The organism is Mesorhizobium sp. M6A.T.Cr.TU.016.01.1.1 (genome assembly GCF_003952585.1).
GTDB lineage: Bacteria > Pseudomonadota > Alphaproteobacteria > Rhizobiales > Rhizobiaceae > Mesorhizobium > Mesorhizobium mediterraneum.
In genome coordinates, this window is the sequence record NZ_CP034452.1 from 592,604 (window position 1) to 608,672 (window position 16,069).

General features: G+C 62.9%; 15 protein-coding genes. 3 read left to right on the forward strand and 12 right to left on the reverse strand.

Annotated elements, in window-relative coordinates:
* Positions 1-93: 93 nt before the first annotated feature.
* The 6 genes from EJ075_RS02715 to aroC form a co-directional block, all read right to left on the reverse strand.
* Positions 94-1,311 carry a carboxymuconolactone decarboxylase family protein gene (locus tag EJ075_RS02715; RefSeq protein ID WP_126103250.1) on the reverse strand — a complete coding sequence of 406 codons (1,218 nt, stop codon included), beginning with the start codon at positions 1,309-1,311 and terminating at the stop codon, positions 94-96.
* A 149-nt stretch (positions 1,312-1,460) separates the two neighbouring features.
* On the reverse strand, positions 1,461-3,656 hold the full coding sequence (paoC, locus tag EJ075_RS02720) for an aldehyde oxidoreductase molybdenum-binding subunit PaoC (RefSeq protein ID WP_126103251.1): 2,196 nt from the start codon (positions 3,654-3,656) through the stop codon (positions 1,461-1,463).
* Positions 3,657-3,659: 3 nt separating this feature from the next.
* Positions 3,660-4,607 carry a xanthine dehydrogenase family protein subunit M gene (locus EJ075_RS02725; RefSeq protein WP_126103252.1) on the reverse strand — a complete coding sequence of 316 codons (948 nt, stop codon included), beginning with the start codon at positions 4,605-4,607 and terminating at the stop codon, positions 3,660-3,662.
* Entirely contained in the window at positions 4,604-5,257 is a 654-nt protein-coding gene (paoA, locus tag EJ075_RS02730; RefSeq protein ID WP_126103253.1) for an aldehyde dehydrogenase iron-sulfur subunit PaoA, read from the reverse strand. The genes EJ075_RS02725 and paoA overlap by 4 nt, the downstream gene beginning before the upstream one ends.
* A gap of 496 nt (positions 5,258-5,753) precedes the next feature.
* Positions 5,754-6,854, reverse strand: a complete 1,101-nt coding sequence (gene ribB / locus EJ075_RS02735; protein ID WP_126103254.1) for a 3,4-dihydroxy-2-butanone-4-phosphate synthase — start codon at positions 6,852-6,854, stop codon at positions 5,754-5,756.
* A 90-nt stretch (positions 6,855-6,944) separates the two neighbouring features.
* Positions 6,945-8,054: a chorismate synthase gene (gene aroC, locus EJ075_RS02740; RefSeq protein WP_126103255.1), complete on the reverse strand. Its 1,110-nt coding sequence runs from the start codon at positions 8,052-8,054 to the stop codon at positions 6,945-6,947.
* 280 nt (positions 8,055-8,334) lie between these two features.
* On the opposite strand from aroC, the gene EJ075_RS02745 reads away from it, so the two are divergent.
* Both EJ075_RS02745 and EJ075_RS02750 read left to right on the forward strand, forming a co-directional pair.
* Positions 8,335-8,598, forward strand: a complete 264-nt coding sequence (locus EJ075_RS02745) for a DUF1344 domain-containing protein (RefSeq protein WP_095486233.1) — start codon at positions 8,335-8,337, stop codon at positions 8,596-8,598.
* A gap of 378 nt (positions 8,599-8,976) precedes the next feature.
* Positions 8,977-9,966 carry an MBL fold metallo-hydrolase gene (locus tag EJ075_RS02750; RefSeq protein WP_126103256.1) on the forward strand — a complete coding sequence of 330 codons (990 nt, stop codon included), beginning with the start codon at positions 8,977-8,979 and terminating at the stop codon, positions 9,964-9,966.
* Positions 9,967-10,003: 37 nt separating this feature from the next.
* Here EJ075_RS02750 and EJ075_RS02755 read toward each other — a convergent pair whose 3' ends face one another.
* The 3 genes from EJ075_RS02755 to EJ075_RS02760 all read right to left on the reverse strand — a co-directional run bounded on the left by EJ075_RS02755 (position 10,004) and on the right by EJ075_RS02760 (position 12,381).
* Positions 10,004-10,924, reverse strand: coding sequence for a LysR family transcriptional regulator (locus tag EJ075_RS02755; protein WP_245458093.1), 921 nt, complete (start codon positions 10,922-10,924; stop codon positions 10,004-10,006).
* Between the two features lie 117 nt (positions 10,925-11,041).
* Positions 11,042-11,176 (reverse strand): hypothetical protein, encoded by a 135-nt coding sequence (locus EJ075_RS33920; protein WP_281033155.1) that lies wholly within the window; start codon positions 11,174-11,176, stop codon positions 11,042-11,044.
* Between the two features lie 104 nt (positions 11,177-11,280).
* Entirely contained in the window at positions 11,281-12,381 is a 1,101-nt protein-coding gene (locus EJ075_RS02760; RefSeq protein ID WP_245458094.1) for a helix-turn-helix transcriptional regulator, read from the reverse strand.
* 336 nt (positions 12,382-12,717) lie between these two features.
* Between EJ075_RS02760 and EJ075_RS02765 the strand changes: the two genes are divergently transcribed.
* A complete protein-coding gene (locus tag EJ075_RS02765) occupies positions 12,718-13,503 on the forward strand; it encodes a DUF1194 domain-containing protein (RefSeq protein WP_164547029.1) in 786 nt (261 codons plus the stop codon).
* Positions 13,504-13,711: 208 nt separating this feature from the next.
* On the opposite strand, the gene EJ075_RS02770 is transcribed toward EJ075_RS02765, so the two are convergent.
* The 3 genes from EJ075_RS02770 to EJ075_RS02780 all read right to left on the reverse strand — a co-directional run bounded on the left by EJ075_RS02770 (position 13,712) and on the right by EJ075_RS02780 (position 15,806).
* The gene (locus EJ075_RS02770) at positions 13,712-14,299 is read right to left on the reverse strand and encodes a histidine phosphatase family protein (protein ID WP_126103259.1); all 588 of its coding nucleotides are present in this window, start codon (positions 14,297-14,299) and stop codon (positions 13,712-13,714) included.
* A gap of 47 nt (positions 14,300-14,346) precedes the next feature.
* The gene (gene fabI, locus EJ075_RS02775; RefSeq protein ID WP_095486201.1) at positions 14,347-15,165 is read right to left on the reverse strand and encodes an enoyl-ACP reductase FabI; all 819 of its coding nucleotides are present in this window, start codon (positions 15,163-15,165) and stop codon (positions 14,347-14,349) included.
* A 146-nt stretch (positions 15,166-15,311) separates the two neighbouring features.
* Positions 15,312-15,806 (reverse strand): DUF1194 domain-containing protein, encoded by a 495-nt coding sequence (locus tag EJ075_RS02780; RefSeq protein WP_126103260.1) that lies wholly within the window; start codon positions 15,804-15,806, stop codon positions 15,312-15,314.
* Positions 15,807-16,069 lie beyond the last annotated feature (263 nt).

The window sequence follows — 16,069 nt, forward strand, 5'->3', positions numbered from 1 at the left end:
GTCCGGTCCCGAGCGGGGCCGGACGTCCTCCTCTCGAAGGCGTCTACGGCCGTCCGCCTCTGGTGCGACGGCCTGAGGGGCCGACACGGCAAATCAGCCGCGGCACTGATCGGCGGCTTCGGGGCCGCGGGCATACTGGTCGTCCGTCACCTGCTCCATCCAGGTGACGGCACTGCCATTGAGAGACTCCGCCACGGCCACGTGGGTCATGGAGGCTCCCTTCGAGGCGCCATGCCAGTGGCGGACATTTGGCGGGATATCCACCACGTCCCCAGGCCTCACCTCCTCGATCGGCCCGCCTTCGCTTTGTACCCAGCCACAGCCCGAGGTGACGATCAGCGTCTGGCCAAGCGGATGCGTATGCCAGACCGTGCGCGCACCCGGCTCGAAGCTCACCGTCGCCCCGCCGACTCGCGCCGGGTCCTCGGCTTGAAATCGCGACTCAACCCGCACGGAGCCGGTGAAGTTTTCAGGTGATCCCGTGGCGGCGGCCTCTGGGTCGTGTTTCTGCACAGAAAGCGCGTCGGCACCGGCTTCCCCTGGCGCAGCAGCTTTGCGAGCCTCAAAAACCCCGCGCAGGACCGGCACAGCCGACATCGCATGGGGCCAGCCAGCATAATAGGCCAGATGCGTCGGAACCTCCGCGACCTCGGTTCGTGTCAGGCCGTTGTCCATCCCGCGACTTAGATGGAAAGGCAGTTGCTCGGCTTTGCCCGTTGCGATGAGACCGGCGATGGTGACAAGGCTACGGTCGCGCGCCGAGAGCTGCGGCCGCCGCCAGAGATCGCCGAAGAGCACGCGGTTGGTGTATTCCGCAAGCGCCGGAACGACCGGGCCGGTCGATGTATCCACGCTCGCCGCCCTTGCCGCCTCGGAAGCTGGATCGAGTTCCAGTGGCTGCCCCGCCTCGGCCGCAACCGGCTCGATGCCGCGCTTATCGAAGATCTCCTTCGTCGCGTTGACGGCGGAAATGGCGTTCGGCCAGCCGGAGTAGAAGGCGAGATGGGTGATGATCTCACCGATCTCGCTTGGGGTCACGCCGTTATCGAGCGCCCGACCGACATGCCCACCCACCTGCGCAATGCGCCCCGACGCAATCAGGGCCGAGACGGTGATGATGCTGCGATCACGAGGCTTGAGCTCGTCGCGCAGCCAGACATCGCCGAACAGCAGCTCGTCCGTATACTCTCCGAGACCAGGCGCCACGACATAGACGTCCGGCGGCGCGATCCGGCCTGCGGGCCGCTCCTGCGCCTCTCCGACGGAGGTGGCGAGCGACGAGATCACCAGGGAAGCCGCGAGTTTCTTCATGAGGAATTCTCCATTCCGGATAGAGACTTGTCATTCGAAGGCGGGCGCTTGGGGCGACCGTTCGTCGTCGGTGGCGCTTGGCAGCGCCCAGCGAAAGAGAGGCATCGCGAGGGACAGAAGCTCGCGAGGCGTGGCCGCGGGGAGGACAGTCATATCTCGGGCAAACCCGAAAGAAGCTTGTCGAGTGTGACCGGATAGTCGCGCACGCGCACGCCGCTAGCGTTGTAGACCGCGTTGGCGATGGCCGCGCCGACCCCGCAGAGGCCGAGCTCGCCGACGCCCTTGGCCTTCATCGGCGACGAAATCGGATCCGTCTCGTCGAGAAAGATCACCTCCTGGCGCGGGATGTCGGCATGGACCGGCACCTCATAGCCGGCGAGATCATGGTTGACGAAGAAGCCGTGGCGCTTGTCGACTGCAAGCTCCTCCATCAGCGCCGCGCCGACGCCCATGGTCATGGCGCCGATGACCTGGCTGCGCGCCGATTTGGGATTGAGGATACGACCGGCCGCACAGACCGCGAGCATTCGCCTCACGCGGATCTCCCCGGTTGCGGCGTCGACACCGACTTCAACGAAGTGAGCAGCAAAGGTCGATTGCTGGTATTGTTTGGCGAGGTTGCCATATTCTATCGCGTCCTCGGCGACGAGGCCTGCTTCACCTGCGGCCTCGGCGAGCGAAACGCTGCGACTGCCCAAGCGGACGTTGCCATCCTCAAAGAGGGCCTCGGCAGAGTTGAATCCAAGCTTTTGCGTCACCGCCTCGCGTAGCTTGACGCACGCGGCATAAACGCCTGATGTCGAGTTGTTGGCGCCCCATTGTCCACCTGAGCCGGCCGAAACCGGGAAGATCGAGTCGCCAAGCCGCACCACCACCCTGTCGAGCGGCACGCCCATCATCTCCGCCGCCGTCTGGGCGATAATCGTATAACTGCCGGTGCCGATGTCGGTCATGTCGGTCTCGACCGTGACGACGCCACGATGATCGAGCCGGACACGTGCGGCAGACGTCGTCAGGAGGTTGTTGCGAAACCCCGCGGCGACACCCACACCAATCAGCCAGCGCCCCTCGCGGACCCGGCCGGTCCGGATGTCGCGCGTCTTCCAGCCGAAGCGTTCGGCGCCGATGCGCAGGCACTCGACCAACTGACGCTGCGAGAACCGGCGATCCGGGTTCTCAGGATCGACCTGGGTGTCGTTGAGGATGCGGAATTCGACCGGATCGATGTCGAGCTTTTCCGCCATCTCGTCCATCGCGATCTCCAGCGCCATCAAGCCCGGTGCCTCGCCCGGCGCACGCATCGCATTGCCTTCGGGCAGATCGAGCACAGCAAGCCGTGTGGCGGTCATGCGATTGGCGCCGGCATAGAGCAGGCGGGTCTGCTGGACTGCATTTTCTGGGCCGCCGCCGGGCAGGTCGCCAGACCAGCTTTCATGGCCGATCGCGGTGATCTTGCCATCCCGGGTCGCGCCGATACGGATGCGCTGGATCGTTGCCGGCCGGTGCGTGGTGTTGTTGAACATGAAAGGCCGCGCTAGCGCCACCTTCACCGGCCGCCGGGCGGCGCGTGCGCCAAGGGCTGCAAGCACCGCATCGGATCGCACGAACAGCTTGCCGCCAAAGCCACCGCCGATGAACGGCGAGATAAGACGAATATTCTCCTTGGGGATGCCCAGCGTCTTGGCCATGTCCCCCGTGCTCCAGGCGATCATCTGGTTCGAGGTCCAAAGCGTGAGCTTATCCCCGTCCCAGGCGGCGATCGAGGCATGCGGCTCCATCATCGCGTGCCCTTGATCGGGCGTGGTGTAGGTCGCATCAAGCTGGACCGGCGCACTGGCAAAGGCGCCGGCGAAGTCGCCGACCGCGGTATCAGGCGTGGCCTCATCCGGCACGTTCGCGGGATCCTTGGCGCTCGCGAGGTCGAACGCGCCCTGGGCCCGGATATAGTCGACGCGGACCAGCTGTGCCGTGGCGCGCGCCTGTTCGAACGTCTCGGCGACGACGAGCGCGATCGCCTGATGATAATGCTGGATGTCGGGACCGCCGAGCAGCTTGGCTGTGTTCCAGTCACCTTTGCCGAGTTTGCCGGCGTTTTCAGCCGTGACGATGGCCAGCACGCCTGGCGCGGCCCTGGCTTTGGTCAAATCGATCGAGGCGATCCGGCCCTTGGCGATGGCCGAGCCGACCACGTAGCCATAGGCCTGGTTGGGTACGACATCGTGCCACTCATAGGCATAGGGCGCAGTGCCTGTGGTCTTGAGCGGACCGTCGATCCGATCGGTAGGCTTGCCGACGATCTTGAGTTGATCGATCGGATTGGTCGTGGCGGGGGTATCGAATCTCATCGGTCAGGTCCTTGCTTCCGCCAGAACCGCGGCGAGCGTGCGCTCGACCAGCGGCAGCTTGAATGCATTCTCTTGCGTCGGCTTGGCGTCGGCCAGCAGCTGCTCCGCTACGGCCTTGGCGCCGCGCGGCAACTCGGCCTCGGCCGCCTCGACACGCCACGGCTTGTGCGCCACGCCGCCGAGAGCGATGTGCCCGGTGCCGTCGCGCTGCACGATTGCGCCGACCGAGACCAGCGCGAAGGCATAGGAAGCCCGGTCGCGCACCTTGTGATAGATATGCGTTCCGCCCACCGGTCTGGGCAGCGTGACTGCGGTGATCAGCTCGCCGGGTATGAGTGCGTTCTCGACATGCGGCGTGTCGCCGGGCAGCCGGTGGAATTCGGCGATGGGTATGCTCCGCGCCGTGCCGTCGGGGCGCACCGTCTCCACTGTTGCATCGAGCGCCCGCATCGCCACAGCCATGTCGCTCGGATGGATTGCGATGCACACCTCGCTTGCGCCGATCACGGCATGCTGACGGCTGAACCCGCCGATCGCCGCGCAGCCGCTGCCGGGCTGGCGTTTGTTACAGGGCTGGTTGGTGTCGTAGAAATAGGGGCAGCGCGTGCGCTGCAGCAGGTTGCCCGCGGTGGTCGCCTTATTGCGCAGCTGGCCCGAGGCACCGGCGAGCAGCGCGCGAGAGAGCAAGCCATAGTCGCGTCGCACGCGCTCATCCGCGGCGAGATCGGTGTTGCGCACCAGGGCGCCGATGCGCAACCCGCCCTCTGGCGTGGTCTCGATCCTATCGAGCGCGAGGTCGTTGACGTCGATCAGGTGCGTCGGCGTTTCGATTTCGAGCTTCATCAGATCGAGCAGGTTGGTGCCGCCGGCAATGAACTTGGCGCCTTCGGCACTCGCCGCGGCAGCTGCTTCCGCAGGAGAACTCGCGCGCTCATAGGTGAAGGATCTCATGCCGGCCTCCCGGCGACCTCGGCGATCGCTTCGACGATGTTGGAATAGGCGCCGCAACGGCAGATGTTGCCGCTCATCCGCTCGCGCAGTTCGGCGACTGTGGCTTGCGGCGTTGCGGTCAAGTCACCGCTCACGTGGCTCGGGATGCCCGCCCTGATCTCGTCCAGCACCGCCACGGCGGAGCAGATTTGCCCGGGCGTGCAATAGCCGCACTGGTAACCGTCATGCTTCACGAAGGCGGCCTGCATCGCGTTCAGGTTCTGAGGCGCGCCGAGCCCTTCGATAGTGGTAATGGCATCGCCTTCGTGCATCACCGCGAGCGTCAGGCATGAATTGATCCGCTGGCCGTCGACCATCACCGTGCAAGCGCCGCACTGGCCATGATCGCAGCCCTTCTTGGTGCCGGTGAGATGCAGGTGCTCGCGCAACGCATCGAGCAGCGTGGTCCGCGTGTCGAGGTCCAGTTCGCGGGCCTCCCCGTTCACAGTGATGGCTACTTTCGACATGGCAGGTTCGCCGACGGCGGAAGGCACATCGCCATTGCCAGCTTGAGCATTCGCCCCCGATGGCGCCGCGGTCATTGCCGCGGAGGCGGCTCCTGCCATCAACAGATCCCGTCTGGTGATACTAAAGTCTGCGGAGGTCGTCATGTCGCTTTTGATCCTCTTCTCTGTCAGAGCGAGCACATCAATGGCCGCTGAAGGCGTGCCGATTTTTCGGCAACGTCCTGTTGGTCGTGGCGATCGGGGACCGAGCTGTCCCAACAGGAAGATAGTTTGAGCAGCGCTCGCGATTAGTGGCTCAATTCCGCATGCTCTTATGCGTGAGCGTCATGAATGCTGGCGCGCGGCTCATCATTCATCTGGCGGAAGTGGCCGTCAGGCAGACGCGTAGAAAGGCGCGGCGTATCCGCGGGCCTGTCAAAGCCGGCAGCGCCGCTCACTGCGTCCAGATCATTGCGCAAATCGGAACTTCATGAATACGACATGAGGAGCTTGCCGGCCTGAGTGGCTTTCTGGCAGGTGCGGAGGAGCGCAGCTTCACGCGCGCTGCGGCGAGTTCGGGACGCCGCAATTTACCCCTGAGCCACACAGCGCTGAGGCCGTCAAGCAGAGGCCAACAGGGGGAGTGCGGGACGCCCCGCCTCTAGAGAATTTCGGTGTTGGCGATATGGATGCCGAAGCCTTCAAGGCCGACGTAGTGGCGCTCGCGCGAGGCGATCAGGTTGATCGAGGAAATGCCCAGATCCTTCAAGATTTGCGCGCCGAGGCCGATCTCGCGCCATTCGTTTTCGCGGCGGCGCGCTTCTTCATGGTCCTCGCGGTCTTCGGCAGCCGGCCGCTTGCGCTCCTGATGGGCGACGCCGACCGAGCCTTCACGCAAATAGACGATAACGCCGCGCCGGCGCTCGCCCATCGATTTCATGATGCCGTCAAGCCTGTGGCTGGTGCCGAAAACATCCGTCACCACGTCTTCGGAATGCAGCCGCACCGGCACCTCCTCGCCGTCGCGGATGTCGCCGAAGACGATCGCCACATGGTGCATCGAATCCCACGGCAGCGTGTAGGTGAAGACCTGCGCCTTGCCGCCAGGCGTGTCGATGTCCGAACAGGCGACACGCTCGACCAGCGTTTCCTTGCGCTGGCGGTAAGCGATGAGATCGGCGACCGAAATCTGCTTCAAACCGTTCTTTTCGGCGAAGGCCTGCACCTGCGGGCCGCGCATCACGGTGCCATCATCGTTGACCAGCTCGGAAATGACGCCGACCGGCGGCAGGCCGGCGAGCTTGCACAAATCCACAGCGGCTTCGGTATGGCCCGAACGCATCAGCACGCCGCCTTCGCGCGCAATCAGCGGAAAGATGTGGCCGGGGCGGACGAAATCGGAAGCGCCGACATTGCCGTTGGCGAGATTGCGCACGGTCAATGTGCGGTCGTCGGCCGAAATGCCTGTCGTGGTGCCGTGCTTAAAATCGACGCTGACGGTGAAGGCGGTGGTGTGGGCCGAATCATTGTCGGCGACCATCGGCGACAGGTTGAGGCGCTTGGCTTCCTCGCGCGGCATCGGCGTGCAGACGATGCCGGAGGTGTTGCGGACGATGAACGCCATCTTCTCCGGCGTGCAATGGACGGCGGCAACGATCAGGTCGCCCTCGTTCTCGCGCCCGTCGTCGTCCATGACGACGACGATCTCGCCGCGTTCGAAGGCGCGCAGGGCTTCGACGATTTTCTTCTGGTCATAAGACATAGGCGCTCGTTTCACTCGCAGGGGAGTAGGGGAATAAGGCAGTAGGGGAGTAGGGAAAAGGAAAATTTGCCGTCTCGGCGGGCGGCGTACCTACTGCCCTACTGCCTTCCCTGTCTGTCCCCGATGACGCAGATAGTGATCCGCGATCGCGCAGGCAACCATCGCCTCGCCGATCGGCACGGCGCGGATGCCGACGCACGGATCGTGCCGGCCCTTGGTCATGATCTCGACGTCGTTGCCGTCCTTGTCGATCGACTTTCGCGGAGTCAGGATCGACGAGGTTGGCTTGACGGCAAAGCGCGCGACGATCGCCTGGCCGGTCGAGATGCCACCGAGGATGCCGCCGGCATTGTTGGACAGGAAGACCGGCTTGCCGTCATTGCCCATACGCATCTCGTCGGCGTTCTCTTCGCCGGTGATGCGGGCGGCCTCGAAACCGTTGCCGATCTCGACACCCTTGACGGCGTTGATCGACATCAGGCCTGAGGCGATATCCTGGTCGAGCTTGGCGTAGATCGGCGCCCCAAGGCCTGCCGGAACGCCGTCGGCAACGATCTCGATGACCGCACCGACCGAGGAACCCGCCTTGCGGATGCCGTCGAGATACGCGGCGAACACGGCGACTGACGCCGGATCGGGCGTGAAGAACGGATTTTCGGCATCGCCGACGAAATTCCAGTTCCAGTTGGCGCGGTCGATCGATTTTTCGCCCATCGACACCAGCGCGCCGCGCACGACCATGCCGGGCACGACCTTGCGGGCCAAGGCTCCGGCCGCCACCCGCGCCGCCGTCTCGCGGGCCGAAGAGCGGCCGCCACCGCGATGATCGCGCAGGCCATATTTGGTGTCGTAGGTGTAATCAGCATGGCCCGGCCGGTACTGGCGGGCGATCTCGCCATAGTCCTTGGAGCGCTGGTCGACATTCTCGATCATCATCGACACCGGCGTGCCGGTGGTGATCATGGTCTCGCCGTCCTCATCCAGGATGAAGCCGGACAGGATCTTGACCTCGTCGGGTTCGCGACGCTGCGTCACAAAACGCGATTGACCCGGGCGACGCTTGTCGAGTTCGGCCTGGACCTCTGCGCGCGTGAAGCGGATGCCGGGCGGACAGCCGTCGACCACGCAGCCGAGCGCTGCGCCATGGCTTTCGCCCCAGGTGGTGACGCGGAAAAGATGGCCAAACGTATTGTGAGACATGAAAACCAGCCCTGCCGGCGTCGGAGCCGCCTTGCGCATGACCCTGAAAATCGGAGCGACTTTCGGAAAGGATCCTGCGCAAAATCAAAAGTGCCACAGCGTCCTTTGCGCGCCCAAGAGGACGCGGCGCTGTAGTCTGCCTTCTATTGGCGTTTTCAGCAGTGGTCAAACTGTGATCCAGCGGATTTAGTTTTGACACATTCGGTTGGTTTCTGGTCAGCTCCATCTGCCCGTTGAACACTCGCCGCCACCGTGCCGGCGCAATGATAAGAGGATGATGATGCGTATCCTGATCGGCGCCGTTGCCGCCACATTGCTGATTTCGACCGCCGCCTTCGCCGGCCAAACCGAAGGCCTGATCAAAGAGGTCGACAAGGACACGTTGACGCTGACACTCGACGACGGCAAATCCTACAAGCTGAATGCCGAAACCGATCTCGAGGCGCTGAAACCCGGCATGGATATCGTGATCGCCTATGACGAGACAAACGGCGAGAACATCATCACCGACATGCAATTGCCGGACAGCGATTCAACCGAATAGAACCTTTCCGGCTGCCCCATCCCCAAAGGCGCGGATGAAGTCCTGGCTAAACCCGCCTTTGTTTCGCCTTCCCTTGTTTGAAGCTCAACCACCGGCGCACCGCACTGCGGTGTAGCTGTCGAGTGGACGATACGCCTTGCCGTTGCTCCTACTGAGAAGTAGTTCGCCCAACCGAGCAGCGTCCGGTTCAACTTGCCCACCATTCTCGCTTCAGTGATCGTGCGCCGGCAGAAGGCATCCACGCGACCAATCTCCCCAGTGCTTCCGCTTCGAGAGGTATAAGGCTCGTCGATAGGTCCGATCCAGCTATCGAATTTCAATCCGAAGCGCACAACCCGTAACCAAGGTCCACCGACAACCACAAGGACCTCAGCAATCATGACCTTCCGTATCCTTCTCGCCTCGACCGCAATAAGCTTGCTGCTCGGCACGGCGGTGCCGGCTTTGTCCGAAAGCGCGGCCCCTAGCGCCACTGCCGCTTACTCGCAAACCACTGACACTTACGCGTTTCCGCTGGGCGAGCTCGGCATCATTGCTTTGTCCGACGGCACCGTTCGGCAAGACCTGCACGCTCTCCTGACAGGGACGTCACCTGCGGAGGTCGACGAGCACCTCAACCACGCGTTCCTGTCCAACCCGGTGGAAGCTTCCATCAACGCCTTCCTGATCCGGGACGGCGAGCGGCTCATCCTTGTCGACACCGGTTCGGGGCAACTCTTCGGGCCAGGCAACGGTGGGAAGCTGCGCGACAGCCTCGCCAGTATCGGTGTCATGCCGCAGGACATCACCGACATCCTCATCACTCATATCCACACCGACCATACCGGTGGCCTTGTCGCCGACGGCAAGCCCGTCTTCGCCAATGCAACGGTTCACGTCGGAGCACCCGATCTCACCTTCTTCCTGGACGCTTCGAACTCGGAAAGGACAGGCTACGCCCGCCAGTACTTCGACGAAGCCGAAAAGACGATCGGCGTCTATCAGCGGGCGGGCAAGGTCAGGGCGTTCTCCGACGACGAAACTATCCTGCCGGGAATCGTGGCGACGCTGCATCCCGGTCACACGCCTGGCAGCGCTTTCTTCACGGTGTCAAGCAAGGGGCATTCGATCGCGTTTATCGGCGACGTCATCCACGTCGCGGCCGTGCAGTTTCCCGATCCCGCTGTCACCATCGTATATGACGTGAACCCAGGGGAGGCGGCGGCCGAGCGGCAGAAGACCTTTTCGGCCTTCGCGGACGCTCGCCAACTCGTCGCCGCGCCTCATCTCCCGTTTCCCGGCGTCGGGCACATCCGCGCCGAGGGCGGCGGCTCGTTCACCTGGCACCCGGCTGAGTACCGGAACCGTGAAGAAAGCCAAGGGCAGTAGACTAAGGGCCGAGGCGGCAAGCGATCACCAGGCCCGCTTAGCGGCCTTGGGCCCGCGCCGTCTGAAACACCTGTTCACGTAGCCAGCCATGAGCGGGATCGCCGCTCATGCGCTGATGCCAGAAGGCGGACATCTGAAACTTGGCGAGAGCCAGGGGAGGCTCGAAGAGATCGAGCGACGTGGTGAAGCGCTGCAGGAAACGGCGCGGCAGGGTGCAGATGCAGTCGCTGCCCATCAGCACCAAAGGGGCAAGCGCATAGCTCTGGATAGAGACCGAGACCCGGCGCTCACGTCCGAGGGCGGCCAGCGCCTCGTCGATCATGCCGGAGAAGCTGCCTCCGCTGGTCGAGATCAGGAGGTGGTCAAGCGAGCAGAACTCATCCAGATCGAAGGGCTTGCTACCCCTTGGATGATCCTTGCGCTGTGCCGTGACGAACGCTTCGTCGAACAGTGTCCTTCCGATCAGTCCACCCGCTACGTCCTCGGCCGCGCCGATGAAGAGATCGATGTCACCCTGCTCTAGGTGGGCGGCGATCCGGGCTTTGTCCGGAAGCACAAAAGCGAGGCGGATGTGAGGTGCCTTCGCCTTCAGGAAGGGGATGAGTTCCGGTGCGAGAATGGCGGCTGGATTGTCCGTTGCGGCGATCCGGAAGACGCGGCGGCTGGTGGCGGGGTCGAAGAACTGCGCTACGTTCGCGAACTCGCGCAATCGCTCGATCAGCTTGGCGAGTTCGGGCTGGAGCGCGGCGGCGTGCGGTGTCGGCACCATCCCGCGGCCGGATGATGCCGGGATCAACAGTTGGTCGCCAAACAACTGCCGCAGCCGAAGCAAACGAGCGGAAAGAGCGGGCTGCGTGATGCCGAGCCGAGCTGCGGCATGGGTGACGTTCAGTTCCTTCAGAAGAGCATCGAGGGTTAGGAGCAGCCCCCCGTCGATCTCTAGCATACGTTCGCGCAATTGGGCTCGTCCCTCAGGTTAAAGCAGCATGGACCCACTGCAGAGGCCCCTCGTATCGCACTGTTGGCTCACAGGCAAAGCGCTGCCCTCCTCTGCTTTGGCCGGCTTGCGAGTTCGTTAGCCCCGGTAAGCGCGCTCGAGGTCCGCGATGATGATCTTCGTCATCTCGTACATCGCCTGAAGAACCCGCCTGGCTTTGTCCCTGTCGGGATCGCCCAGCATTTGCAGCAATGCCTTGGGCGCGACCTTCATATCGTTTCTCCTTCAATACTCGGAGCGATCGGCGTCGCCCGGCAATCGCTGCCTGCAGATGATTGACCCGTCCCGGCCTTTGGGTACAGGCCCGTGTTTTCTGGTCAATCAGCTTGAGCGGTGCTGGCTATTTTCGCGAGCAACGCGACCAGTTCCGGCTGGCGATGGGTCTCGGTTTTGGCGAAGACGGCTTTCAGTTGATTCCTGGCGGTTTCGTAGGAGACTCCCAGGTCATCCGCGACGGCCTTCAACTCTGCGCCCGATGAAATCCGGCGAGCCAGTCTCGCCTCGGCAGGGGTCAGCCCGAAGCAAGTCCGCAAGGCAACCTCCGACGGTTGAGGATGAATGTCCGGATCGACAAAGCAGACAACTCTCTGACAGGATGCAAAGGCGTTCGTGGTAATTCTTGGCAGGCGCATGAGGTAGGCTAGCAGAGGTCTGCCTCCGAGGCGGGCCAGCGAGACAGGGTTCGCCATTGCTGGCGGGGTCGGATTTCGCAGCAGCACATGAAATGCGCGCTTGAGGGCATCGGTGGCGTTCTTGTCGGCACAAGCCAAATGGCGGCCGGTCACCCAAAGGTCTCGACCGAACAGTCTCTCTGCAGGTTCGTTCACCAGGATCACGGTGGCGTTCCGGTCAAGCATCACCGCAGGCGTGCCGCTTGCGCTGAATGCATCCATCGCGCCTTCGGCCCGCGCGAAGCTCAGCATTCTCGCGAACGCGGCCGCGGAACCCAACTGTCTTGAGAAGTCGGCAAAGCTCTGCATCTCTGATGGCGAAAAAGGGCCTTGCTGGATCGACCTCTGGATCGACAGGCACCAGAGGTCATCGCCTGCCGCAACCTTCACACCCGCAAACCACCGCAGACCGAATGGCGCGAGAAATTCCTGATAGTAGGGATGCCTGGCGATTTCCTCGGGCGTCAGGACGTCAAGCTCGCTGACGGCTCCTCTGCGAACCAACAGAGGCAACAGCTTGTATCGGTCGTCCCGGTCGATCCAGCCATCCTTGATGTATGTCTCGAGCGAGGGACCCATTCGGCGACTTTTCGGTATGCCGGGGAAATGCCCTTTCGCGTCGAAAAGCATTGCGCCAAAGCTTCCAGTGGCGTCCGCAGCCACATCCATTGCAGCGTCCCAGCGCGTCGGGTCGGCCGCCGCTTCGGCTATGGCATTGCCCACTGCGTCGAGATCGAACGCGCCCATCTCCATCCCGCATCCGAGAAGAAATCCGACCTTATATTAGCGAACTTGAAACTTCCAGTCGTCCGCGGCCGAGGGGCACCTGATACGCAGGACTAGTACCTCGTCTGACCCGGTTGGGGCATGCGCAGAATTTGGATTTCTATAAGAACAGCCTTTGGGAGCCGGGCGAACGTCGCTGGGTCGAAAGTGTCTTTGGGAATGGGGGGATCGGTGGCTGAAATTGCAACGCACGGCGGACGCACCATCCACATCAGTGGCGACATTGTCCCTAACAACGGAACTCTCCGCGCTCCTACGGCGCCCCCCACAGTCGCATCAAAATCTTGGAGAGCGTTCATGCGCACCATCATCTGCACAAGCTTTTTTATTCCGGCTGCATCCGTCCGCGCGCAGAAGGCCGACGCTGCAGTTGACGTGTGCCTCGTGTTGGCAGCTGATATATCGGCCAGCATCGCCAATGGCACAGCCCATATGCAGCGTGAGGGTCACGCCCAGGCGTTGAGTCATCCCGACGTTGTGTCCGCCATAGCCGTGACCCGCACTGGGCGGATCGCCGTTACCTATGTCGAGTGGTCTAGCCATCGTACCGCCCACACCATATTGCCTTGGCGCATCATAGAGAATGCGCGCGGCGCACGAGAGGCAGCTGACGTTATTCGAGATATGGGCAACCGGCCCGGTCAGGACCGCCTTGGCCACACCAGCCTCAGCTGGGCCATTTCCTACGCCTCTCAGAGCCTGGCCCACTGCCCCGCCACACCCGACCGCACGATTATCGACATCTCAGCGAATGGACCCAATAATGATGGTCCTGCGCCAGAGGCCGCGCGGGACCATGCCTTGGCCATGGGCCACATCATCAATGCGCTTGCCATCCCCGCGCCGGTGCTACCACTTAGGGACCTAGCCGCCAGCCTCGACCCAGACGAAGGAGCGTGGCAGCACCCAACCGATTATCTCTACAGCCACGTTACCGGCGGTCCCAACAGCTTCGCGACTACAGCTCGTATGATAGACGACTATTTTCCTGTCCTCCGCCGCAAGATCGTCACGGAGATTGCCGGTTTGTCGCACAATCGGCTTGAGCACGTGCAGGATGTCAAGTTTGCCTGGGGGCCTTGATCTGAGACATAGCAGAGCGGGACCGCATCCCCCTTTGCAAAGGCCGTACCAACCGCCGCCGGCGGTTTCCCCAGAATGGCGGCATTTGAGACGGCATTCTGGCTTGGCAATGGGCTGCTTCGGGTCAACTTTCCGTCGTCCCCGACTTGGCATCAATGTCCGAGAAGAAGTAAAACCCCGGTCGTTCCGAATGATTGGATTTCGCCCCTTAGAGCCACTCCAGGCGTCGTCCTTCTAGCCTGAGCAAGCGATCCTGCGGCACATCCAGGTTTGCGGCTTCTTTCTCGGGCATTCCCAGCACCATGCGGAACAGGGCCCGCACGACGCCGCCATGGGTCACGCAGACCGTCTGGCGGTCCAGCGCGTCGAACCACGGCCTTATCCGTTCGAGCAGCATTTGATAGCTTTCGGCGCCCTCGCCGGGCGGCAGGAAATTCCATTTGTCGAAGCGCCTCTCCCTGGCCGAGCCCAAATGCCGGGCCTCGAGTTCGGGAAAGGTGAAACCCTGCCAGTCGCCGAAACTCATTTCGACAAGGCGAGGATCGGTGCGGTAAGCTTGCGGATCGAGCTTCATCGCAGCGCGGATGCGCTCCATGGTCTCGCGCGTCCGCCGCATCGGGCTGGCGACAAAGTCGAAATCTCCAGGGTTATGAACGAATTCGCCCAGCCGAAGACCGTTGCGGGTCGCCTGCTCGCGGCCGAGCGCGTTGAGGTCGGTGTCGGCCTGTCCTTGCAGCCGGGCCTCGGCGTTCCACTCCGTCTGGCCGTGGCGCGCGATGTAGACGAGCGGATACATCAGGTCATCCGGGGAGTAGGCGGGAAGCGGGAGAGTTCGAGGAGAGTCTATTCCTTGACGGTCGAAATATCAGGCGCGTCGACCGCCTTCATGCCAACGACGTGATAGCCGGAATCGACATGGTGGATCTCGCCGGTGACGCCGCGTGAAAGGTTGGACAGGAAATAGACCGCTGAATCGCCGACTTCCTCCTGCGTGACCGTCTGCTTCAGCGGTGAATTGTATTCATTCCACTTCAGTATGTAGCGAAAATCGCCGATGCCGGAGGCGGCGAGCGTCTTGATCGGACCGGCGGAGATGGCGTTGACGCGGATCTTCTTCCCGCCGAGGTCGACCGCCAGATAGCGCACGCTGGCTTCGAGCGCTGCCTTGGCGACACCCATGACGTTGTAGTGCGGCATCACTTTTTCCGCGCCGTAATAGGTCAATGTCAGCAGCGAGCCGCCATCGGTCATCAGCGCCTCGGCGCGCTTGGCGATGGTGGTGAAAGAAAACACCGAAATGTCCATAGTGCGCAGGAAATTGTCACGCGTCGTCTCGACATAGCGGCCCGTCAGCTCGTCCTTATCGGAAAAGGCGATGGCGTGGACGAGGAAATCGAGCTTGCCCCAATGCTTGGCGATGTCGTCGAAGACCGCATCGAGCGTTGCCGGATCGGTGACGTCGCAATGGCCGGCGACATGGGCGTTGAGTTCCGCCGCCAGCGGCTCGACGCGCTTCTTGAACGCCTCGCCCTGATAGGTCAACGCGATCTCGGCGCCGTGGTCGACGCAGGCCTTGGCTATGCCGAAGGCGATCGACCGATTGTTCGCGACGCCAAGCACAAGCCCGCGCTTGCCGGCCATAATGCCTTGTCCACCCGCCATGTGAGCGCTCTCCGCAATTTCTGCTTTGTGGAGTGCCTATCGCACAGGCACAGAGTCCCTTCAAGCGCTCAAAAACGGACAGTGCCCGCCCACCTGACCTTCCGGCCCGGAGGATCGATTGCCTGGGCGAAGCGCTTGTGGCGTGCTCAAGCGAAAATTGACGAAAAGACGGCACGCCATGCCATGCAGCAGTTCTGCAAGAGTAGTTCCAGCGCCGCGTCTCGCGAGGATTCTGTTCCGCCCGCGAAATTGTCGGTTCCGTTGGCGCAGATGTTCATGACCGCGCGCTCCGTCGCGTGCGGCGATGACGTCAACAGGAGCGAAGCAAAGTCGATCGCCTCCGACATGTCTGTCAGACGATCGTGCATCGCCGCGGGATCAGCGTCGCCGTCGCGGTCTTGCTCCATATCGCCGCCTCCGTAATGGGTCCGGTCGATGAGCGTCACCGAAGCGAGCGCCTGAGACAGGCGCGCGGCGTCCTCGGCCGAGCCGATGACGGTCCACGGCACCAACAGGTCGAACTTGCCATCGCTTGACCATGTGAAGACGGCGAACCCGATCCGACGCCGCGGGCCGGCGGTGCGGCGCGCAGGAAGTCGGGGTGGACGAGCGCCCGCACGAGCCCGGCCTGCTGGAGCCATTCCTCATATCGGCCGATCGAGTCCGATACGTCGATTGCTGTGACGACATTGGCGTCGGTGCCCGGCACGACCGCCTTGGCCGCTGGCGACGTGCCGCACAGGAAGACCATCAATGGCAGGGCGAGGTATAGGGCGCGCCAGCGGCAAGGTTTCGCCGGCATAGCAGGCTTCGGCTTCACCTCCTGGTGTTCTGAACGGCGCCAGAACCTGCGCGTTGGAACGGACGGAAACAGGTGCGACAGCATTGGCCCTCCAGGAATGTT